Here is a 21,332-nt window from a genome sequence, read left to right as displayed (position 1 = left end):
AGAAAGCGGTTTCAAAGCCTTTCAGTCTGTTACCGATAACAGAATTCAGACAGGGGCGTCAGCACTCAAAATCAAAAATTCTCCCGGCTGAACAGCAATAGCGGCATCATGTTGAAGGATCTGATCCGTCCACGCATCGTAAACTATTCTGCTTCTCTCCATATTAAAATCTTGTAAACGGATTTCCCCGGCCCGATTCCCCTGATTAAAATAGAAAATCAATTGCCTGCCATTGAAAACCCTCGAAAAACTGATACAATCGTTTTGATCATCAAGCAGATGCCACTCAAGACTTCCGTACGTCAATAAAGCGTTTTCTTTTTTTCGTAAGGTGATTAAGCGTTTCATAAAGCTGAGCATTTCCCGGTTTTGCTTTTCCTTTTCCCAAATCATACACTTCCGGCATAATGGATCTCTCCCGCCGTCCAGACCGATTTCCGTTCCGTAGTAGATGCAGGGCGCCCCTGACTGGGCAAACATAAAGGCCAGCAGAGCGCGGGCTGTTTTCTCATCATTTCCGCACCTTGTCAGAAGACGTTCTGTATCATGGCTGTCCAGTAAATTAAACATCACCTCGTTGGCCTGCCGCATCCCATTCATCAAGTGCGCGTTTAATCGATAGGCCATGGATGAAGCAGAAATCTCCCGGTCAGCAAAATAAGCAATCATCGGCTCTGTGAAAGGATAATTCATCACGGCGTGAAACTCATCTCCTCTGAGCCAAGGTTCCGATGAATGCCATATCTCTCCCAAAATATAAAGATCGGGCTTCTCGGCCGTTACAGCCTGCCTGAATGCCTTCCAAAAAGCGTGATCCACTTCATTTGCCACATCTAAACGCCATCCGTCAATGTCAAATTCACGAATCCAGTACAAAGCAATCTCAAACAAATACCTTTGTACTTCCGGATTAGCCGTATTCAGCTTCGGCATATCAGGCGTAAACGCAAACCTGTCATAATTGTCTTCTTTCACAGGAAAAGAGTGAATATGGAACCAGTCTTTGTAGCGGGACCGGGCCCCGTGTTTTACAACATCCTGCCACTGCGGAGAAGCGCTGCCTATATGATTAAAAACAGCATCCAGCATAATTTTCATTCCCCGCTGATGAAGCCGGCTGACCAATGTCCGGAAAAGCTCCCGATCCCCAAAATGCGGATCGATGGAATAGTAATCCAGCGTGTCATATTTATGGTTGGATGGAGAGGAGAAGATCGGAGTCAAATAAATTCCGTTCACCCCTAATTCTTCTAAATAGTCTAGCTTGTCAATAATCCCCTGCAAATCTCCGCCAAAAAAATCATTAACGCCCGGGTCCTTGCTCCCCCAAGGCAGTGCAGCTTCCGGTGACAGGTCTTCCCTTCCATTCGCAAAACGTTCCGGAAAAATTTGATACCAAACCGTTGATTTCGCCCATTCAGGCGCTTGAAATGTATCCGCCTCATGAACAAACGGAAGCTTAAAATAATAATGAATCGTTTCCAGCGTTTTTTTATTTACAGGACAGACCCCTGACGCTCCGAAAAAGATGTTTTCATGCTGGTCTGAGACAATAAATGCATATTGCAAACGCCTGAATGGCGGCGACACTTCAGCAAACCAATAATCATGGTTTTGGGTTGCGGCTGTTTTTCTCATTGGCTGCTCGGCTGCCGACCACCTGCCGCCGCTGTATTCATAAGGATCGCCCCAAACCAATCGAATCTGATCAGCATCACCTTTTTTCGTCCGGATTTTGATATGCACCGTTCGCCCGTCATAAGAATAAGCATCAGCACTGAACGGCTGATGGTGTATTGCGGCATATTCCATCATGTTTCCCCCTTTTTTATAGGCTGGCTTATGCTTTGAAGGTAGCATGATGAAATCGGGAGAAGCAATCGTTTTTCTCTTGTTACCGATAACAGAATCAAGCTTTCACAAAGTTGATTCCCGCACAATTAACTCCGGTTCAAAAAACAAATGACCTTGAGCTGCGCCGCCTTCATTCATTTTTTTCAGCAGCATTTTCGCACAGGCCTCTCCCATTTCCACAACCGGCTGTCTGACCGTAGTCAGCCGCGGGGAGGAAATGCGGTCAAGAAAAACACCGTCATTTCCAGTAACGGCCACATCTTCGGGAATTCGTTTTCCGAGTGACTGCACCGCACGAATGACCCCGAGCGCGATTCGGTCGGTGGCGCAGACAAACGCGGCTTGCCGGCCGAGCGTTTTCAAAACTTCTCTTGCCAGGCTTTCGCTTTTTTTTGAACTGTTAGCGATCCGAAACAGCTTCGTTTCTCTGCAGCTCTCTTTCATCGCCCGAATATACCCCTGTTCTCTTGAGCGTTCGAATGGCTCATCCAAATCAATGCCGAAAAAGACAACCTCACGCTCCCCCAGCCCCATGACATGGCGGGTTGCCATAAAAGTCCCTTTTTCGTTATTCACATCGACGAAATCATAGCCCATTTCATTTTCTCCAAATACGACTAACGGCTTTTCAAAAGCTTTGATGACAAATTCAAAATCGGCCTTTCTCAAGCCGGTGGCAATAATGCCGTCGCATTGCCCGATATTGAGTGAATTTCTTGTCACAAGCTGCAAAGCATAATGATGGCGATCCAGCTCCCGGCTGATTCCGGTCAGCAAGTTCATGTAATAGGGTTCGGTCGTATCCATTTCCTCAAGAATCAGCAATTTGACAACCTGTGTTCTGTTTTGCACAAGCGCTCTTGCCGCATAATTAGGGATGTAATTCAGCTCTTTCATTGCGGAATGAACGAGCTTTTTCAGTTCATCTGTTACCGTATCAGGGTGATTAATCACACGTGACACCGTCATTTTCGAAACATTCGCTCTCTTAGCCACATCTGACAACGTCGCCATTTTCCGTCTCCTTCCGCTTTTAGATAGCCAATCCGAATTAGTTAAATTATACTACGATGGTAATCTGGACATAAAAAAAAGATTTCCCTAAGGAAATCTCACATTGTCAAATACACTCGATTTTAATGAAGTCCGCCCGGCACTCACACACATGCCAGATGGCTCTTTTTTATATTTCCGTCCATTTTTTCTGAAGGATCGGGTACGAGTAATTGTTCATCTGCTCAATCAGCTCATCCGGGCGGGAGGAGCTGTGTATCAGCTTCAAATGAGACTCATTCGAAAATCCTTCCTGAATGCTGTACTTGACCATCTTCATCATCGGCTCAAAATACCCGTTCACATTGTACAGTCCGATCGGTTTTTGATGAATGCCGATTTGCGCCCAGCACAGCACTTCAAATAACTCTTCATATGTTCCGAAGCCGCCGGGCATGGCAATGTACCCGTCGGCAAGTTCACTCATTTTCGCTTTCCGCTCATGCATGCCGCTGACTTCAATCAGCTCCGTCAGATTCTGATGAACAACCTCTCCGCTGAACAGCCCGCTCGGCATGACGCCGACAGCTTTTCCGCCGCCTGCCATTAACGCATCGGCGACGGTTCCCATCAGACCGACCCGTGAACCGCCGTAAACAAGGCCAATTCCCTGCTCTGCCATATATTCACCCAGTTCGGCCGCTTTGCGTTTGTACTCTTCATTTACCCCCGGGTTTGACCCCGCAAATACACAAATGGTTTTCATTTTTTCATCTCCGTATCTATATATGTACATCAATAAATCAAAATACACTATATATTGTCCCATCTCTATATGATAATATCAATAAGAATCATACAGGACATAAGGAGTGTTTCACATGCAGATGGCTGAAGCAGAACGATGGACGAAAGATTTTTATGAAAAACGAGGATGGACGGCGTACGGGCCATTTATCAGAATCGGCTTTTTAATGGAAGAGGCGGGTGAGCTCGCCCGGGCGGTAAGAGCATATGAAATCGGCAGAGACCGGCCGGATGAAAAGGACGCGACCCAGGCTGAACGCAGGCAAGAGCTGATTGAAGAAATGGGTGACGTCCTCGGAAATCTGGCCATCCTTGCCGATAAGTACGGAATCACGTTAGAAGATGCGATGAAAGCCCATCAGGAAAAACTGATCAAGCGCTTTGAAACCGAATAAAAACACGGCCTGTCCGCTTTTTCATGGACAGGCCGTATCTGAATTTATCCCGTTATCTCGTCCTGATGCTCAAAGAAATGCTGTTTCCCGATTTTATGAAACAGCCCCGTCTTCCGGATCAGCTCTCTCGGCTGTGATTGCAATCCGACGATCATCAATCTCCCGTTATGCCGTTTGATCCGGTTCATCACGTTCCCCAGCACCGCTTCTGCGGAGGTATCCATGTAATGTACATTATTCATCAGCAGAATAAGCGTCTTCGGCTTTTCCTGAAGCCTCTCCAGCAGCGATGATTCCAGTGAATCAATTGAACCGAAAAACAGCGGCCCTTCAATGGAATATGTGCTGACGGATGAATCATTTTTAACCGATTTGACAGCGGCATGCGGTGTTTTGATGCTTGTTGATTCGCTCATTTTTCTGATAAAGAAAACAAAAGCGAGCACGAGACCGGCAGAAACGCCGATGATTAAATCAAACAGAACCGTCAGTAAAAAGGTTGCCGCCAGTACGAATGAATCAGTGTTTTTCAGCCGCATCATATTGGCGACTTCCCTCCGCTCACTCATGTTCCAAGCCACCACCATCAATACCGGTGCCATGCTTGCAAGCGGTACATGAACGGCAAGCGGGGCGAAGACGAGCAGTACGAGGAGGACGGTGACTCCGTGGACAACACCGGAAATCGGAGAAACTGCGCCGTTTTTAATATTTGTGGCGGTCCGCGCAATCGCTCCCGTTGCCGGTATGCCGCCGAAAAGCGGCGCTGCCATATTGGCGATGCCCTGCCCGACAAGCTCCCTATTGCTGTCATGCCGTGATCCTTTCATATTGTCCGCTACCATCGCCGATAATATGGACTCAAGTCCGCCGAGAAGCGCAATGATCAGAGCCGACGGAAACATCATGATCATGTTATCAATTGAGAAATCCGGAAGCTGGAAAGCCGGAAGCTGCCGCGGGATTTCCCCGTAAGCAGAACCGATTGTCGCCATTTTGTCAGGAAAAAACACGACCGCCGCGGCTGTAGAGACAAGCAGCGCCACAAGCGCGCCCGGAATCTTCGGCATCAGCCTGGCTGATAACAGCAAAATGGCCAAAGCAATTCCCGCGATGAGGATGCTGTACAAATTAAAGGTTCCGAGCTTCTTGCCGATTTCCGCAATGTTGAGGATAAAGCTTTCATGCTTTTGGATATCGCGCAGACCGAGAAAATGGGCAATCTGCTCCGAGAAAATCAGCACCGCAATTCCGGCCGTAAATCCGACGATCACCGGCTTCGGCACGAATTTCATAATCTTTCCGAGCTTAAATACGCCAAACAGGACGAGCATGACGCCTGCCATAAAACCGGCTACAAGTAAATTCTCAAAACCATACTGCATCACAATGGCAAATAAAATGGGAACAAATGCCCCCGTAGGCCCGCCGATCTGATATTTAGAGCCGCCCAACAGCGAAATCAGAATTCCGGCCACAATAACGGTGTAAAGCCCGTATTCCGGACCGACCCCCGAGGCGATGGCAAAGGCCATTCCCAATGGAATCGCTACAATTCCGACCACAATTCCCGCGATTAGGTCTTTCTGAAATTTCTGCAAATTGTATCCCTGATATCTGCCGGTAAATTGCATCGTCAGCTGCATCCTCCTTTGACTGTTTCATAACCGTCAACGACAACATCCAGCGTCCCCGTCCCCGGATCGATCACCAGCCCGTGCACCGGCACCTCTTCAGGCAAGAGCGGATGATGCCTGACCATATTCACGCTGTGGGCCACGCTTTCTTCGACGCTGTGAAAACCGGTCAGCCATGTTTCCAAATCGACTCCCGCATGCTGCAGAAGGCTGAGACATTTGTCCTCCACGCCGCGCTCTTTTGCTTTATTTAATATGGAAGCCGCATTCAATCCCGACATTCCGCACTCGCGGTGACCTATGATGCAGACTTCCTCTGCCTGCAGTTCATAAACGGCAACCAAAATGCTCCGCATGACACTTCCAAATGGGTGAGAAACAATGGCTCCCGCGTTTTTTATGATTTTGGCATCGCCGTTTCTGAGTCCCATCGCCTGCGGCAGAAGCTCCGTCAGCCTTGTATCCATACAGGATACGATGACAAGCTTTTTTTTCGGGAATTTTGTCGTTTGGTAAGGTTCATATTTCCTTTCTTGGACAAACTGCTGGTTGTGCTCCAAAATGCTTGATAAAGAAACCATTTTTCTATTCATCTCCCATCCGATTGTATTGCAAGCCTTCTTACCCAGCTTACAGTAAGGAATTATAGCACAGAAAAAGGCCTCAAAAGCGCTTTCAAAAAAAGACACGATAATTTGACTGTAAATTCAGATTATGTTCATTTATATCTTTCAAAAATAATAAAATTTATCTTTACACCAACCTATAAAGCTTTTGAAAACAGCGGTTCCGCTCATTTTGCCTTCAGAAATATAGGCGGATTCTGTTATTGTTTGGAGAAATCAAGCATGTACATTTCTTTTTCTTTCATTTTAAGTTCAAAAGAACCAGAAATTTATCGTAATGCGTTTGAATATTTCTCACGTTACCGCTTCTCTTATATAATAAAATAGAGAAGAAAGACAAAGGAGGAGAAGCCCGTTGAAACCCTATGTATTCATCGCGAAACCGATACCGCCGGAAGTCGAACAAATGATAGGCGAGCATTGCCGATATGACATCTGGAAAGAAGATACCATTCCAAAAGAGGAACTGTACGAAAAAATGAAAGATGCTGAAGGGCTGCTGACATCCGGAACGGCGGTTGACAGTGATTTACTGGATCACGCGCCGAAGCTGAAAGTCGTCAGCAATAATTCAGTCGGCTATGATAATTTTAATATTGAAGAAATGAAAAGACGCGGGGTTGTCGGCACGCATACGCCGTACACCTTAGATGACACTGTCGCTGATCTGGCTTTTTCATTAATCCTGTCTTCCGCCAGACGGGTTGCCGAATTGGATCGATTCGTCCGCGCCGGCAAATGGGGAACCGTTGAGGAAGAATCTCTTTTCGGTATGGATGTCCACCATCAGACATTAGGAATTATCGGCATGGGCAGAATCGGTGAACAAGCTGCCAAACGGGCAAAATTCGGCTTCGATATGGACGTGCTGTATTATAACCGCAGCAGAAAACCGGATGCTGAGAGGGAACTCGGGGTTACATATGCCGACTTAGATACACTGCTGAAAACATCAGACTTTGTGCTTTTAATTACGCCGCTTACTGACGAAACGTATCATATGATGGGAGAGCGGGAATTTAAATTGATGAAAGATACGGCATATTTCGTCAATATTTCCCGGGGAAAGACGGTTGATGAGAAAGCGCTCATCCGCGCATTGCAGGAGGGCTGGATAAAAGGCGCCGGTTTAGATGTGTTTGAAAAAGAGCCGATCGCCGAAGACAATCCGCTCCTGCAGCTGGAAAACGTCACATTGCTTCCGCATATCGGGTCAGCAACGGCAAAAATCCGCTTGAATATGTTCAAGCAAGCCGCACAAAACATGATTGACGCCGTATACGGAAAAACGCCGAAAAACCTCACGAAGGAATTTCAATGAGATGAAAAATCCCGGCCGTTCAGCCGGGGTTTATTTTTCACTAGATCAAAAGTACTATTTTTAAATTCTTTCTATTCCTTTCTCTCGATGCTGATACAATGAAAAGGAATCAGCTTCACATGATAAAAATGGGAGGTATTGCTTTGAAAAAACGATTATCGTGGATTTCCGTTTGTTTGCTGGTGCTGTTCTCCGCGGCGGGGATGCTGTTTTCCACGGCTGCCAAGACGGATACATCTTCTCACAAGGCGCACACTGAAGCACAGGTTATCAACACGTTTGACGGGGTTGCGGATTATCTTCAGACCTATCATAAGCTTCCTGATAATTACATTACAAAGTCAGAAGCGCAGGCCCTCGGCTGGGTTGCATCAAAGGGGAATCTTGCAGACGTCGCTCCGGGGAAAAGCATCGGCGGAGACATCTTCTCAAACAGGGAAGGCAAACTCCCTGCCAAAAGCGGACGGACGTGGCGTGAAGCGGATATTAACTATACATCAGGCTTCAGAAATTCAGACCGGATTCTTTACTCAAGCGACTGGCTGATTTATAAGACGACAGATCATTATCAAACCTTTACAAAAATGAGATAAACACATACAAAAAACGGCTTCCCTGCGGAGGCCGTTTTTTTTTTGCAGAGAACCTGCGAGCTTCATATAAAATGAGCAGTAAATTTTTCTTCAAACTCTGACCGGTCTATTCTGCTGTTTTCCGCCGTGCCATCGTGTTTTTTTATTGTTATATTGCGTTCAGACAGAACCATGTGCCCTTCCGGTGTCCGCTTAGAAGCAAGCAGGCGTTTGTTGAAAGGAGAGCGTTCATGTTCAAAGATTGTTTGTTTCATAGACTTGAGGTCCTTTTCATCGATTTCTTCAAGCGAAAATGCGTAACCTGTCTGCCAGCCGTCCCCTTTGTTCATTTCAAGCAGGTATGTTCCGAATTCCGTCTCTTCTATCTTCACGCGGAACGCTCCGGCCGCTGATACCGTCTCGTCTCCCGACATCGGCACAGGCTGCATGGCGAGATTGAGGCCGAAGCCTGCATCAGCGATGTACTCATTCTCCCCGGCGGAAAGAAGTACGGCCGCATGTGTGCCGGGCAGCGCCCAGCCGTTTTTCCAGACCGTTCCGCGGATCAATTTGACATCCAATCCGGCATCTTTCAGGATGAAATAAAGCAGTCCGTTCAAGTCATAGCAAAGGCCGCCATGAGGTTCCTTCACCATGTGCCGCCACAGTCCTTCTTTCGTGACGTCATATTCTTTTTTGGACAAAACCGCGCGATTTTCAAACGGAAACCGATACGCGAGCGCCTTTAAAAACTCCGGCAGGTTGCTGAAATCGAGGGAATCCTTTTCCCAGCCTATCGTTTGATAACAATCTTTCAGAAACTCATTCATCGTTCCGTCCCCCTTACAAAGTGTTTACACTTCTTCCTGCACATAAGCGGACAACTTTTCCAGCGCTTCCTTTTCATCATCGCCTTCAGCGATCAGAGTGACTTCCGTCCCCGTGCTGACCGCCAGGCTCATTAATCCCATAATGCTTTTGGCATTCACTTTCTTGCCGTTTTTCTCAAGAAACACATCTGATGCAAAACGATTTGCCTCCTGTACAAACAATGCAGCGGGGCGCGCCTGCAATCCCGTCTTTAAACGCACTTCCACTTTCCCCTGAACCATAAGATCTCCCCTTTTCTGTACGGTTATTTCAAAGTGATGCTTTGTCCTGTACGCAGCTGTTCTGCGATTTCATCGAGCTTTCTCAGCCTGTGATTGATGCCGGATTTGCTGATTTTCCCGCTTGCAACCATTTCCCCCAGTTCTTTCAGCGTGACCTCCTGATAATCAATCCGCAGCTGCGCAATTTCGCGAAGCTTTTCCGGCAGCGCTTCAAGACCGATCCGTTCATCAATGTATTTAATATTTTCCACCTGTCTGAGCGAAGCCCCGATGGTTTTGTTTAAGTTTGCTGTTTCACAATTGACGAGGCGGTTCACTGAGTTTCTCATATCTCTGACAATCCGCACATCTTCAAAACGCAGCAGTGAATTGTGAGCGCCGATGACATTCAGAAATTCAGTGATTTTTTCCGCCTCTTTTAAATACGTAATATAGCCTTTTTTCCGTTCAAGCGTTTTGCTGTTCAGATGAAATTCATTCAGCAGCGCGCATAATGAATCGTTATGTTCCTTATAAAGCGAGAAGATTTCCAAGTGGTACGACGATGTTTCGGGATTATTCACAGATCCCCCCGCCAAAAACGCCCCTCTCATATAAGAACGTTTGCAGCACCGTTTCGCCACCAGTTCCTCAGAAATATTCCGTTCAAATATAAAGTTCTCTCCGAGGATTTTCAATTCCTCTAAAATCAGCTTTGCATTTTCAGAAAAGCGCACAATATAAACATTGTTTTTTTTCAGCCGCATTTTTTTTCTGACTAACAGTTCGACCGATACATCATATTGTTTCTTCAGCAATGTATAAATGCGGCGGGCAATCGCCGCATTTTCGGTTTGAACGTCAAGCACGAGATGGCGGTTTGAAAATGACAGGGAACCGTTCATCCGAATCAGCGCGGACAGCTCCGCCTTGGCGCAGCAGTCCTTCACTTCCAGATTCGTCAGTTCTTTTTTTGTTTCCGATGCAAATGACATATTAGCCACCTCATTTCAAAAGGCCTCTAGTCCCTTAATAAGTCGACAAGAAGAGAAGCCACTTTATGTGTATCGTGACGGATTACGCCATTTTTATACGTGATAATCTGATCCCTGATGACCTCAAGCCCCATGGATTTCAGCTTTTCAACATTGAAGTCGACGGGCCGGGCCAGCTCTTTCGCATATTTGCTTTTGATTTCGTCAGGGATCTCCTCATTGTTGATTAAGATCGTGTCGATAAACGGCTGCTCCATATGATCGTTCAGCGCCTTGACATGGTCGGCCGCACTGTATTGCAGCGTCTCTCCGGGCTGTGTCATAACGTTGCATATATATACTTTTTTGGCCGCAGCCTTGACGACTTCCTCTCCGATTTTCGGTACGAGCAGATTCGGAAGAATGCTTGTGTACAGGCTTCCCGGACCGATAATGATTAAATCGGCCTGACGGATGACGTCAATCGTTTCCGGGAGCGGATCAATTTTTTCAGGCGTAAGAAACACCCGTTTAATCCGCTGTCCGTAAGAAGGGATTGTCGATTCTCCGGAGACGACCTGCCCGTCCTCCATTTCAGCGTGAAGAACGACACTGGTGTTGGCAGCCGGCAGCACTCTGCCGCGGACATTCAGCACCTTGCTCATTTCGGTGACAGCGTGAAAGAAATCACCGGTTATATTTGTCATCGCTGCCAAAATCAAATTGCCGAGCGAATGTCCGGTTAAGTCGCTTCCTTTGTTGAAACGGTGCTGAAACAGATTTTCAACGAGAGGCTCAACATCTGACAAAGCGGCCAGTACGTTACGAATGTCACCCGGCGGCGGAATTTGAAGTTCATCCCGCAGACGGCCTGAACTTCCGCCGTCATCAGCAACTGTCACAATCGCCGTAATATCAACGGGCTTATGCTTTAACCCCCGAAGCAGCACGGACAGACCCGTTCCGCCGCCGAAGATTGCGATTTTCGGCTTCTTATTCATTTTCGGCTTCTCTTTTCAATGTCCCGGTGAGTGACATGAGTATAGAAATCTTTTTTAAAATAGTCAGCCAAATACTCAGCGAGCGTGACGGAGCGGTGCTGGCCGCCCGTACAGCCGATCGCGATGACAAGCTGGCTTTTACCTTCCCGCTTATAAGACGGAAGCATAAAGCCGAGCAGATCAACAAGCTTTTCAATAAACTTTTGTGTTTCGTTCCACTTCATCACATAGGATGACACTTCCTCATCCTTCCCCGTAAGCGGCCTCATGCTCTCAATGTAGAACGGATTCGGCAGAAACCTTACATCAAACACGAGGTCGGCATCTATCGGAAGCCCGTATTTGAACCCGAATGACATTACGTTCACTGTAAATGTTTCACCTTGGTTCGTGGCGAAATGCGCCACGATTTTTTCACGCAGATCACGCGGTTTCATATCCGATGTGTCATAGATCAGCTGAGAGCGCCCTTTCAATTCTTCAAGCAGCTGGCGTTCCAGCGCGATTCCTTCGAGAGGAAGCCCGGTAGCGGCCAGCGGGTGAGAACGCCTCGTTTCTTTGTATCTCGTCACAAGGATGGAATCCTTAGCGTCTAAAAAGAGAATGCGCGGTGTAATCCACGGATTTTCCGCCATTTCATCCAGCGCCTCAATCAGCCTGTCAAAAAATTCGCGTCCCCGCAGATCCATGACAAGCGCGACCTTGCTCATTTTTGAACTTGATTCTTTCATCAGCTCCAAAAATTTCGGCAGCAAGGAAGGCGGCAGATTGTCGACGCAAAAATAGCCGAGATCCTCAAAGCTTTGAATGGCGACGGTTTTCCCCGCTCCAGACATTCCCGTAATGATGACGAGCTGAATATCATGGTTTTCATTCATACTCATCTTTCTCCCTCCTGCGGTCTTTCTTTTATTTAATAAACTGCGGATCTAAACGATAGCTGAGCAGCTCGAAGTCCGGCGTATACGTAAAGGTGCCGTGCAAAAGCCCTTGGCCCTTGATCATAAAATCAAGGATATGCCCGTCTCCGGGGGCCATCGGAAGGCTGTGGATATCTTTTACGTCATGCCACTTCAGAACGCCTTCCTCTGATTCAGCGACATTCCGCCCCGTGTAGGAATCGGCGACGAAAGTAAACATCATCCACTCTGACACGATTTGTTCCTGTTCCTTAATAATAAAGGTAAACACGCCTTTTAACTGCGGATTTAGTATATAAATGCCCGTCTCTTCTCTGTACTCTCTGATGACGGAATCTCTGACGGACTCGCCGCTTTCCATCTTCCCGCCGGGCGCGACCCACCAGCCCCGTCTCGGCTTTTGGAGAAGAAGAACCTGATCATCTGTCTGCAGCACACAATTTGTCACTCTTTGCACAAGTACGTCACCTAACCTTCTCAACAAATCATCGTCTCTTCATTATACCGTTTCGGCATGTCTCTCACAATGCAGAGACACCGACATCCTTTTCTTTTATTTGACAGAAAACAGAAAATCGCAAAAAAAGGGCACGGATACTGGAATCCGTGCCAAAGTGTATTCATTAAAAAGGGGGTCAATTACTACATTCATCTTAAAACATCAGTATTTCACCCGTGTTACAGCGTAATTAAAACACAGTAACGATTCAAAAACTGAACATTACAGTGATTATTTAACGGTTTTGAGCGTTTCCTCAAGCTCTTCCACATAATGCTGAACGCTTTGAGCCGCAATACTTCCGTCGCCTGTCGCCGTTACGATTTGGCGGAGCGTTTTTTCACGGATGTCTCCCGCGGCGAAAATGCCTGGAACTTTTGTCTCCATTTGAGCGTTTGTTTCAATGTAGCCTTCTTCATTTGTGATGCCCAAGTTCTCGAACGGTTTAGAAAGCGGAAGCATACCGATATAAATAAAGACGCCGTCAGCTTTGAATTCTTCTTCTTCTCCCGTCACGGTGTCCACAAGAGTAAGTCTGCCGACTTTTCCGTTTTCCTCATGGATTTCTTTTACGGTTTTGTTCCATTTGAAGTCAATTTTCTCATTGTCAAAGGCACGCGCCTGAAGAATGCTTTGCGCACGCAATTTGTCACGTCTGTGAACGATGGTGACTTTTGAAGCGAAGCGTGTCAGATAGACGCCTTCTTCAACGGCGGAGTCTCCGCCGCCGACAACGACAAGCTCTTTATTTTTAAAGAACGCGCCGTCACAAACCGCGCAGTACGATACGCCGCGGCCGCCCAGTTCTTTTTCGCCGGGAACGCCGATCTTTTTGTATTCCGCTCCGGCAGAAATGACGATGGCGCGCGCTTTATATTCTTTTGAACCGGCTTTGACCGTTTTATATTCTTTGCCGTCAACGATTTCTTTAATATCGCCGTACGCATATTCCGCACCGAATTTTTTCGCATGTTCAAACATTTTATTAGAAAGTTCAGGGCCGAGAATGCTTTCAAAACCCGGATAGTTTTCAACATCCTCCGTGTTGGCCATCTGGCCGCCCGGAATTCCTCTTTCGATCATTAATGTGGATAAGTTCGCTCGTGATGTGTAAACAGCAGCGGTCATCCCCGCCGGACCCGCGCCGATAATGATCACATCATAAATTTTTTCTTCTGACACCATGATTCACTCCTTTTCGAAATGGGGCGCACCCTATATGACTAAGAATCCCCATCAATCGTATTCCTTACCCATATCCTATTAAATCTGAAGGCAATTCGCTATTTTTTTGCTCATTTTTCTGAGAAACCATGATTAGGCGGCTCCTGAGCGGGTATACAAATAAAGAAAGAGCCTTCCGGGATAGAAGGCCCTTGTCTTATTCATTATTGCACGACACGTCTTACATTGCCGTTGAATGCTTTCTTCCAGTAAGGGTTGCTCATAGAATCAATGGATACACCGTGTGATGTATTATCGTTCAGGAACGTTCCGTTACCTAGGTAGATGCCGACGTGGCCGTTTGTTTTATACGTGTTGAAGAATACTAAGTCTCCGCGTTTCATGTCAGACGCGCTTACTGCTTTACCTCTTCCGATTAATGTATCTGTGTTTGTGCCGCTTGCAGGTCCGAGGTTAACGCCTGCGTTAGCATAAGCCCAGCGTACGAATGAAGAGCAGTCAAAAATACGGTTGTTAATATCAGATTGAGTGCGTCCGCCGCCGAATTTGTACGGGGATTGACCCACAAGGCTTGAACCTACGCTGATCGCGCCTTCAATACCGCCTGAATTTGAAATAACAGATCCGCCGTCAGAATCATCTGAACCGCCGCTGTTATGAGATGATCCGCCTGAAGTGCTCTTCGGTTTGCTTGAGCTGTCAGATGAATCAGATGATGTTGAAACAGCCGCTTTTTTCACAGTTTTAACCGCCGGTGCCGGCTGGCTGTCATCTTTTTGGTTTTGGTCTTCAGAAGCTTTTTGCGCTTCTTCCTGTTTTTTGATCAGGGCAGCCGCTGCAGCCTGCTCAGCTTTAATGCGCTTCTGTTCTTTTTCAGTGTCAGCTTTTTCGTTTGCAAGCTTTGATGCTTCTTTTTTCAGATCAGAGATAGCGGAAGCCGCTTTTTTCTGTCCGTTTTTCGCTTCGTCGAAAAGCTTGTCTTTCTGATCAAGCTGTTTGTTCAGGTCTTTTTGCATAGACTCGAGTTTTGCAAGATCATCTTGAACTTTTTTCAGCTTCACGTTAAGTTCAGCTTCTGCGTCTTCGAGTTTCGCTTTATCCTGCTCCTGCTGTTTGATCAGCTCTTTATCCGCATCAACGATAGAAGATACCGCAGTCGCACGGGAAATGAAGTCTCCGAAGCTTGTCGCCCCTAAAAGAACATCTATGTATCCTTGAGAACCGCCGTTTTCCTGTAAAGAACGAACGCGTTTTTTCAGGATTTCATTGCGTTTTTCAATACGCGCTTCTGTTTCTTTGATTTCTTTTTTCAAATCAGCGATCTGCTTTTTCGTTTTTTCGTTTTCAGCTTTTTTATCTTCGATTTTATTGCTTGTATCCAACGCTTTAGCGTTAATGTCTTTCAGTTCTTTTTCAATCTTAGCCTGCTTGTCCTGAAGCTTAGACAATTCTCTTTCTTTTGCTTCAAGGCTTGAAGCCACCTCAGATTGCTTGCTTTCAATTTTCGCTTTTTTGCTGTCTAATGTTTCCGCCGATGCAGTTTTTGTAAACGGGATCAAAAAACTGCTTGTCCCGATGACGGAAGCCAAACCAAGTGTTAATAAACTCTTTTTCACTTTTTCTTTCCTCCCTTTTACTTTAAACCTGTTCTCATTTGGAATTCTATTATGAACATCAAAGTTACGCTCCCTCACATACCCGTGAGGCTGATGATTTTTATGTATGAATCTTTAAATCTTTTAAATTGGTATAGATTATACAGCACATGTAAAATAAACTAATCTCTTATGTACGAGACTCATTATACCATCATGTTTCGACAATTTTTATTACAGTTATATTTCAATGTGATTGCAAATCTCATATTTTGCAAAATAAACGGTGATTACAGCCCGATTTCGATTCAAAAAGCAAAAAAATACGTATGAATACCTCTTTTTTCGGCGGTAAAGTTCTGTTTTGTCCCTTTCTGATAAAAAAAGAACCGACTCTTTATATAGAAAGAATCGGTTTTATTCTAATATATCGTCTATTTGTCTGATGTATTTCGAAAGGGTTGCCGGCGTTATACCGTAAACGGCTGCCGTTTCTTTTTTCGTCGTTTTTTCGCCGTTTGCTTCTTTCCATACATATGCGATGGCTGCTGCCCATGCCCGCTCATTCTGTACGGCAGCGGCGGCGCGGATGTGCTGAATGACGTGAAAAACCCAGCAGCTCATGACGTCAGTTTTTAAACTGTCGGCTTCCGCTTTCTCCAGAAGCTTGACCGTCCGATACGTGAACACCGCATCACCGGAGACGCCAGAAGCGCCTTTTTCACCGGAAAGCAGCAGTCTGACGAAATCTTGTTCAAACGGTGAAACGGCGCGTTTTGCCGTCAGAACTTTTTCAAGCTGGTCCCGCTCTCCTTCAGCGCTGCTGATATAATAGGCGGCAAGCCGCTGTTCAAGTGAAGCAGGCAGCGGTTCCTGCCGCTCCGCCCAAGGCGCGGGCCGGTCTGATTCGGGAAATTCGGCTTCGGCCTTTTTCCAAATGGTTTCCGCAAATTCTGTGCGGCCTGTCCCGTAGGCTGAGGCGGCAAGCCAGTAATAAAACGTGTCGTCGCCTTCGAACCCGCTTTTGTAAAGAGAACGGAGCCATTTATAACCGAGATCATGTCTGCCGACAAGCGCTAGCGTCGCTCCCAGCTTATAGCGCTGTTCGAATAAAATCGGATACACATTGGCGAGTTTTCCGCTCAATTCTCCGACTTTTTCATCTTCTCTCTCGTAATAGCAGAATACAAGGAGGTTGCACAGGGCATGGAGATTGCCTTCATTTTTCTCAAGCACTTCGAATACCGTCTGTTTCGCTTTTGTGACATTGCCTGAGTAAAAGTAGGCGAGCGCCAGGTTGTTGTATGCAGACCAAAGCTCGGGGTAATCGGCCGTAATCTCTTCAAGCATGACAACCGCTTCATGAAGCTGGCCGCTCTCAAGAAGCGTTTTTGCCCGGTCCTGCCTGATCAGCAGCTCATCCTGGTCATAGAGCGACTCGTCTTCACCAGCTTCACCGAAATCCAAAAGCTCCATCAGATTTTCAATCTCTTCGCTGAATTCCCCGTCCGGATCGGCATCTGAATAAGCCGCCGCTTCTTTGTATGCTTCCTGAAAGAGTCCCAAATGCGCGAAATTATTCGCTTTAAAGTAATGACACTCGGGCATTTCTTCTTTCAGGTTCACCAAAATAAAGTCGAACAGCTCATTTGACTGCTGGTAGTGGCCCATTTCAGAATAAATGACGGCCAGCCGGGACAGCATTTCGGAATCATTCGGCTCGAGGTGGACAGCCCGCTGAATCAGTTTGCTGGCCCGCTTTAAATTCCGCTCTTTATATGCTTTTAAGCCTTTATGAAAAAAATATTGTCCATCCTGAAGCAGCTGGACAATTTGCGCGTGCTTTTTCTGTTCAGAAGTGTGTTTTCCCACAAATATCCTCCGTTTTATACGTATTACCGTCAGTAGTATACCATAAAACGGTTTCACCTCAATAGTTCAAAAGACAGGATCGGCTTCGTTTTTTACTGGCTGGTTCGACCAGATTTTAGCTGTTTTTTTCACGAGGCTCGGCTGGAAGAATGACACGGAAAAGGGTTCCTTCGCCGCGCTTGCTCTCAACCTCTATCGAACCGCCGTGCAGCTCTGCGATTTTTTGGGCGATGGACAGGCCGAGCCCGCTTCCCCCTGCGTTTCTCGCCTTATCCGCTTTATAAAACCGTTCAAATACACGCTCCGCCTGTTCAGGCTCCATTCCGATTCCGTCGTCGGCGATTTCGACAGCCGCCGCTCCCGGCAGATCTGCAATTTTAACGGAAATGCGGCCGCCTTCACCGGTAAATTTTACGGCATTGTGAATCAGATTCATCCATACTTGGCTGAGCAGTGATTCATCTCCGTACACATACGACTCCTGTAAATCAATGAGAAACTCAATCTGTTTGGCGGACCACTCAGGCTCACAGGTCAATATGGTGCGCCGCAGCTGTTTGTCAATGCGGAACGGTTTTTTTTGTATGGGTTCGGTTTGGCGTTCGAGCGCAGTGAGCTTCAGCAGATTTTCACTGATTTTTGATAATCGTTCTGTTTCTGTCTCGATGATGTGTAAGTAGCGCCCCCGCTCCTCATATGATAAATCCGGTTTTTTCAGGAGATGCGCGTAGCCCTTTAATGAAGTGAGCGGGGTTTGGATTTCATGGGAAACGTTCGAAATAAATTCTTGTTTCAGTTTTTCCATTTCACTCAGTTCCGCGGCGAGTGTCGACAGTTCATCAGCTAATTTCGTCACGGGGTGGTTCCGCTCAATCTTCTCCATTTTCCGGGAAGCGGCCGCTGTGAAGTTGCCGCTCGACATTTGCTTGATCGTGGCGGTGAGCGAATCCCAGATCGCATGATGTCTTTCACGTGCTGACTTTGAAAAAATAAACATCGTTACAAACAGCAGGCCGAAAACAAGCCAAAGCGTCAGAATCTGCTCGGCGTACGGCACAAGTAAAATCGGCCATATGAGACCGAATCCCTGAACGATCAGGTGAGCCGCCAGCCATAAGAATGCGGTGACGGTGAGAAGGATGATGATTTTTCCAGCCGTTCTGAAGATCCGTTTCATTCTGTCACCACAAACCGATACCCGAGCCCCCGCACCGTATAGATGGCAAACGGATAGTCTTTTTCCGGAAACCGTTCTCTCAGCCTTTTAATATGCACATCAACCGTCCGCTCGTCACCTTCATAATCAAAGCCCCAAATATCTTCTATTAATTGTTCTCTTGAAAACGTCTTATTCGGATAACCGGCGAGCTTAAATAAAAGCTCAAATTCACGCCGGGGCAGTGTCAATCCCGCTCCGCCGCCGCGCGTTACGGTGCGGGATTGCTTATCTAATGTGACATTTCCGATGGTCAGCAGTTTTTCTGCGGTGATCCGGTACCGTTTCAGCAATGCTTTGACCCTTGCTTCCAGCTCAAGCGGCTCAAACGGTTTAACGAGATAATCATCCGCTCCGGAAGTAAAACCTTGCACTTTGTCCAGCGTTTCGCCTTTTGCCGTCAGCATCAAAATCGGAATGTCCGTAAAGCTGCGGACGGCTTCACTGACTTCAAACCCGTCCATTTTCGGCATCATCACATCCAGTATGATGAGATCTACAGGTGCTGATTCGATCAGCCGCACCGCCGCTTCCCCGTCTCCCGCTTCTGCGACGTCAAAACCGCTCTGCTCCATCATAAGGCGGACAAGCTCACGGATATGGCGGTCATCATCCGCAACCAATATGACAGCCATGAAAATCCCTCCTTCTGATTTTTTCTTTTCATGAATCGACATGATGTTTATAAGCCGTCTTATTTTTTCATTGTCTCCTGTACCGGCATACACGCTTATGGCTTGGCTCTTCATCGTTACCGACCGTACACCCGTATGAACAGGATTCCGGCTGCAAAATAAAAAGCAGCTTTTTCAGCTGCTTTTTATTCATAAAGTCTTGCTTTACACAGCTTTGTTTTCTAAGTCGGCATTCAGCTTCAGCTGCTGCTCCGCAAAATCGCGGTACAGCGAATGGGATGCCATTAATTCATGGTGTGTGCCCCGTCCGGTGATTTCACCCTGTTCGACAAAGAGAAGCTGATCTGCATCCACAACCGTGGATAAACGGTGGGCAATCACAATCGTGGTGCGCCCTTTCATTAAGACTTCGAGCGCCTGCTGCACCCATTTTTCAGATTGGCTGTCCAGACTTGATGTCGCTTCATCAAGCATCAGAATGCTCGGGTTGCGAAGGAGCGCTCTGGCAATGGCGATGCGCTGGCGCTGTCCGCCTGACAGCATAATTCCCCGCTCACCGACCTCGGTTTCAAATTTCTTCGGTAAGTCTTCAATAAATTGCAGAGCGTAGGCCATGTCGGCCGCTTGCCTCAGTTCCTCATCGGTCACTTCGCGTTTTAATCCGTAGCAGATATTGTCGCGGATGGTGCCTGACATTAACGGGCTTTCTTGCGACACGTAGCCGATATGCTCCCTCCATGACTCCAGGGAATACGCATCAATCGGTTCGTTTCCGAGCAGGATGCTGCCGGCCGTCGGATTGTAGAATCGTTCAAGCAGCTTAAATAACGTTGTTTTCCCGCCGCCGCTCGGTCCGACAATCGCGGTGACTTTGCCGGCCTCAATCGTTGCCGTAATGTCTTTTAAGATGGTTTGATCTGTTTTGTAGCCGAATGAGACTTGTTCAAGCTTAATCGGCTGATCCGCGTTTTCAATGGCTTTTCCGGTTTGGATATCTTCTTCTTTTTCTGCAAGAATATGAATCATCCGTTCCGTTGCGCCGATGGATTTTTGAAGCTGTGTGAAAAATGAAGTGATCTGGCCCATCGGCATAATGATCTGAAACAAATACAGGATAAAGGCAACGAGTGCGCCGGCTGTCAATTCACCGGATGACACCTGCATCCCGCCGTACCCGATGACAGCGACCAGCGCCGCCATTAATACAAGTGTAATAAGCGGGCCTACGAGCGACTGCACCTTCGCTTCACGCAGCCCGAGTTTAAAGAGCGCCATGATGCCTGCTTTTCCGCGTCCGTATTCCGCTTCTTCAGCGTTTGACGCTTTTACAAGCCTGATTTCCGGGAGGATGTGGTTTAATAATCCGGTGAATTTCGCCGTTTCATCCTGTGTTTCCCGAGAAATTTTAAACATTTTCCGGCCGATCGGCACTAAAATCACCGCAGCCAGCGGCACGACGATCAGCACGAGCAATGTGAGCTTCCAGTTCATGAAAAATAAGATCGTCAGTGACCCGATAACGGAAATGATTCCGGTAATAAATCCGCTGATATTGTTTGTGATCAGCTCTTTTACCACCATTGTGTCATTGGTGACACGGCTGATCGTTTCTCCTGTGGCGTTTTTGTCAAAATAAGAGACGGGCAGTTTAATTAATTTCTGCCACAACAAATCACGCAGTCCCGAGATGATTTTCTGGCCGCTGTAGTTCAGGGCGTAGGTGGCGTAGGCGCTTAATGCGGCCTGTACGATAAACACGGCTGCGATGATTCCGATTTGCATGCCTGACAGCGACGACATGGAAAAGCCGTCAACGAGCTGCTTTGTCAACAGCGGAATCAGCAGGCTGACGAGCGTTGTCACAATACTGAGAGACAGCGCGAAGGCCAGCATACCGTATGATGGTTTTGTTTTTTTGACTAATGAAAAGAATGAGCTGAATTTCCCTTTAGGTTTTGGTTGTTTATTCGGCATATGTTTTCCTCCTATATCACTGTTTATACTATAACGGATGTGCATGAACGGAATATGAACAAAACGTATATTTTTGATAAAAACCAAAATAAACTCTATTAGTCAATATTATCAAATTCATCTGCCTCCGGTTGCGGAAATAAGAAATATTTAATTGAATGTTTA

Annotated in this window: 20 protein-coding genes; 3 read left to right on the top strand and 17 right to left on the bottom strand. The window is 46.8% G+C overall.

Annotated elements, in window-relative coordinates; translation table 11 throughout:
- Nucleotides 1-45: 45 nt before the first annotated feature.
- From OQ477_RS14325 to OQ477_RS14315, 3 genes are all read right to left on the bottom strand, one after another.
- A complete protein-coding gene (locus OQ477_RS14325) occupies nt 46-1,815 on the bottom strand; it encodes a glycoside hydrolase family 13 protein (RefSeq protein WP_265972874.1) in 1,770 nt (589 codons plus the stop codon).
- A 102-nt stretch (nt 1,816-1,917) separates the two neighbouring features.
- Nucleotides 1,918-2,868, bottom strand: coding sequence for a LacI family DNA-binding transcriptional regulator (locus OQ477_RS14320; RefSeq protein WP_014418958.1), 951 nt, complete (start codon nt 2,866-2,868; stop codon nt 1,918-1,920).
- Between the two features lie 169 nt (nt 2,869-3,037).
- Complete coding sequence (locus OQ477_RS14315; protein WP_014418959.1) at nt 3,038-3,613, bottom strand: TIGR00730 family Rossman fold protein; 576 nt, start codon at nt 3,611-3,613, stop codon at nt 3,038-3,040.
- 115 nt (nt 3,614-3,728) lie between these two features.
- Here OQ477_RS14315 and OQ477_RS14310 point away from each other — a divergent pair, with 115 nt between their 5' ends.
- The gene (locus OQ477_RS14310) at nt 3,729-4,049 is read left to right on the top strand and encodes a MazG nucleotide pyrophosphohydrolase domain-containing protein (RefSeq protein ID WP_014418960.1); all 321 of its coding nucleotides are present in this window, start codon (nt 3,729-3,731) and stop codon (nt 4,047-4,049) included.
- A gap of 44 nt (nt 4,050-4,093) precedes the next feature.
- Here the strand turns inward: OQ477_RS14310 and OQ477_RS14305 are convergent, their stop codons facing one another.
- Nucleotides 4,094-5,683 carry a SulP family inorganic anion transporter gene (locus OQ477_RS14305; RefSeq protein WP_029325817.1) on the bottom strand — a complete coding sequence of 530 codons (1,590 nt, stop codon included), beginning with the start codon at nt 5,681-5,683 and terminating at the stop codon, nt 4,094-4,096.
- Between the two features lie 2 nt (nt 5,684-5,685).
- Nucleotides 5,686-6,267, bottom strand: coding sequence for a beta-class carbonic anhydrase (locus OQ477_RS14300; protein ID WP_003151503.1), 582 nt, complete (start codon nt 6,265-6,267; stop codon nt 5,686-5,688).
- Nucleotides 6,268-6,667: 400 nt separating this feature from the next.
- Between OQ477_RS14300 and OQ477_RS14295 the strand changes: the two genes are divergently transcribed.
- Both OQ477_RS14295 and OQ477_RS14290 read left to right on the top strand, forming a co-directional pair.
- Nucleotides 6,668-7,633 (top strand): 2-hydroxyacid dehydrogenase, encoded by a 966-nt coding sequence (locus tag OQ477_RS14295; protein ID WP_265972871.1) that lies wholly within the window; start codon nt 6,668-6,670, stop codon nt 7,631-7,633.
- A gap of 203 nt (nt 7,634-7,836) precedes the next feature.
- Nucleotides 7,837-8,226 (top strand): ribonuclease, encoded by a 390-nt coding sequence (locus OQ477_RS14290; protein WP_223151841.1) that lies wholly within the window; start codon nt 7,837-7,839, stop codon nt 8,224-8,226.
- A gap of 62 nt (nt 8,227-8,288) precedes the next feature.
- Here the strand turns inward: OQ477_RS14290 and OQ477_RS14285 are convergent, their stop codons facing one another.
- The 12 genes from OQ477_RS14285 to OQ477_RS14230 all read right to left on the bottom strand — a co-directional run bounded on the left by OQ477_RS14285 (nt 8,289) and on the right by OQ477_RS14230 (nt 21,167).
- On the bottom strand, nt 8,289-9,035 hold the full coding sequence (locus OQ477_RS14285; protein ID WP_265972869.1) for an arylamine N-acetyltransferase family protein: 747 nt from the start codon (nt 9,033-9,035) through the stop codon (nt 8,289-8,291).
- A 24-nt stretch (nt 9,036-9,059) separates the two neighbouring features.
- Nucleotides 9,060-9,317 carry an HPr family phosphocarrier protein gene (locus OQ477_RS14280; RefSeq protein WP_003151495.1) on the bottom strand — a complete coding sequence of 86 codons (258 nt, stop codon included), beginning with the start codon at nt 9,315-9,317 and terminating at the stop codon, nt 9,060-9,062.
- A 23-nt stretch (nt 9,318-9,340) separates the two neighbouring features.
- Nucleotides 9,341-10,291, bottom strand: coding sequence for a DNA-binding protein WhiA (gene whiA, locus OQ477_RS14275; protein WP_017418846.1), 951 nt, complete (start codon nt 10,289-10,291; stop codon nt 9,341-9,343).
- 26 nt (nt 10,292-10,317) lie between these two features.
- Entirely contained in the window at nt 10,318-11,271 is a 954-nt protein-coding gene (locus OQ477_RS14270) for a gluconeogenesis factor YvcK family protein (RefSeq protein ID WP_007407422.1), read from the bottom strand.
- The gene (rapZ, locus tag OQ477_RS14265; protein WP_012118535.1) at nt 11,268-12,155 is read right to left on the bottom strand and encodes an RNase adapter RapZ; all 888 of its coding nucleotides are present in this window, start codon (nt 12,153-12,155) and stop codon (nt 11,268-11,270) included. The genes OQ477_RS14270 and rapZ overlap by 4 nt, the downstream gene beginning before the upstream one ends.
- A gap of 25 nt (nt 12,156-12,180) precedes the next feature.
- On the bottom strand, nt 12,181-12,648 hold the full coding sequence (locus tag OQ477_RS14260; protein ID WP_029325815.1) for an 8-oxo-dGTP diphosphatase: 468 nt from the start codon (nt 12,646-12,648) through the stop codon (nt 12,181-12,183).
- A 273-nt stretch (nt 12,649-12,921) separates the two neighbouring features.
- Complete coding sequence (gene trxB, locus OQ477_RS14255) at nt 12,922-13,872, bottom strand: thioredoxin-disulfide reductase (protein WP_007407423.1); 951 nt, start codon at nt 13,870-13,872, stop codon at nt 12,922-12,924.
- Between the two features lie 206 nt (nt 13,873-14,078).
- Nucleotides 14,079-15,491: an NlpC/P60 family protein gene (locus tag OQ477_RS14250; RefSeq protein WP_007407424.1), complete on the bottom strand. Its 1,413-nt coding sequence runs from the start codon at nt 15,489-15,491 to the stop codon at nt 14,079-14,081.
- A 396-nt stretch (nt 15,492-15,887) separates the two neighbouring features.
- Complete coding sequence (locus OQ477_RS14245; protein ID WP_032876240.1) at nt 15,888-17,342, bottom strand: tetratricopeptide repeat protein; 1,455 nt, start codon at nt 17,340-17,342, stop codon at nt 15,888-15,890.
- 115 nt (nt 17,343-17,457) lie between these two features.
- Complete coding sequence (locus tag OQ477_RS14240) at nt 17,458-18,519, bottom strand: sensor histidine kinase (RefSeq protein WP_265972863.1); 1,062 nt, start codon at nt 18,517-18,519, stop codon at nt 17,458-17,460.
- On the bottom strand, nt 18,516-19,193 hold the full coding sequence (locus OQ477_RS14235) for a response regulator transcription factor (protein WP_265972862.1): 678 nt from the start codon (nt 19,191-19,193) through the stop codon (nt 18,516-18,518). The genes OQ477_RS14240 and OQ477_RS14235 overlap by 4 nt, the downstream gene beginning before the upstream one ends.
- Nucleotides 19,194-19,397: 204 nt before the next feature.
- Nucleotides 19,398-21,167, bottom strand: coding sequence for an ABC transporter ATP-binding protein (locus tag OQ477_RS14230; RefSeq protein ID WP_265972861.1), 1,770 nt, complete (start codon nt 21,165-21,167; stop codon nt 19,398-19,400).
- Between the last annotated feature and the right edge of the window lie 165 nt (nt 21,168-21,332).

The organism is Bacillus sp. ChL18, from assembly GCF_026241425.1.
GTDB classification, from domain to species: domain Bacteria; phylum Bacillota; class Bacilli; order Bacillales; family Bacillaceae; genus Bacillus; species Bacillus velezensis.
Note: the sequence above shows the minus strand (reverse complement) of the source record. Positions and strands in the feature narration are given on the sequence as shown.

Excerpts from the sequence above, each read along its gene's own strand:
- OQ477_RS14325 (WP_265972874.1), bottom strand. The coding sequence starts at position 1,815 with ATGATGGAATATGCCGCAATACACCATCAGCCGTTCAGTGCTGATGCT.
- OQ477_RS14320 (WP_014418958.1), bottom strand. The coding sequence starts at position 2,868 with ATGGCGACGTTGTCAGATGTGGCTAAGAGAGCGAATGTTTCGAAAATG.
- OQ477_RS14315 (WP_014418959.1), bottom strand. The coding sequence starts at position 3,613 with ATGAAAACCATTTGTGTATTTGCGGGGTCAAACCCGGGGGTAAATGAA.
- OQ477_RS14310 (WP_014418960.1), top strand. The coding sequence starts at position 3,729 with ATGCAGATGGCTGAAGCAGAACGATGGACGAAAGATTTTTATGAAAAA.
- OQ477_RS14305 (WP_029325817.1), bottom strand. The coding sequence starts at position 5,683 with ATGCAATTTACCGGCAGATATCAGGGATACAATTTGCAGAAATTTCAG.
- OQ477_RS14300 (WP_003151503.1), bottom strand. The coding sequence starts at position 6,267 with ATGGTTTCTTTATCAAGCATTTTGGAGCACAACCAGCAGTTTGTCCAA.
- OQ477_RS14290 (WP_223151841.1), top strand. The coding sequence starts at position 7,837 with ATGCTGTTTTCCACGGCTGCCAAGACGGATACATCTTCTCACAAGGCG.
- OQ477_RS14285 (WP_265972869.1), bottom strand. The coding sequence starts at position 9,035 with ATGAATGAGTTTCTGAAAGATTGTTATCAAACGATAGGCTGGGAAAAG.
- OQ477_RS14280 (WP_003151495.1), bottom strand. The coding sequence starts at position 9,317 with ATGGTTCAGGGGAAAGTGGAAGTGCGTTTAAAGACGGGATTGCAGGCG.
- whiA (WP_017418846.1), bottom strand. The coding sequence starts at position 10,291 with ATGTCATTTGCATCGGAAACAAAAAAAGAACTGACGAATCTGGAAGTG.
- OQ477_RS14270 (WP_007407422.1), bottom strand. The coding sequence starts at position 11,271 with ATGAATAAGAAGCCGAAAATCGCAATCTTCGGCGGCGGAACGGGTCTG.
- rapZ (WP_012118535.1), bottom strand. The coding sequence starts at position 12,155 with ATGAGTATGAATGAAAACCATGATATTCAGCTCGTCATCATTACGGGA.
- OQ477_RS14240 (WP_265972863.1), bottom strand. The coding sequence starts at position 18,519 with ATGAAACGGATCTTCAGAACGGCTGGAAAAATCATCATCCTTCTCACC.
- OQ477_RS14235 (WP_265972862.1), bottom strand. The coding sequence starts at position 19,193 with ATGGCTGTCATATTGGTTGCGGATGATGACCGCCATATCCGTGAGCTT.
- OQ477_RS14230 (WP_265972861.1), bottom strand. The coding sequence starts at position 21,167 with ATGCCGAATAAACAACCAAAACCTAAAGGGAAATTCAGCTCATTCTTT.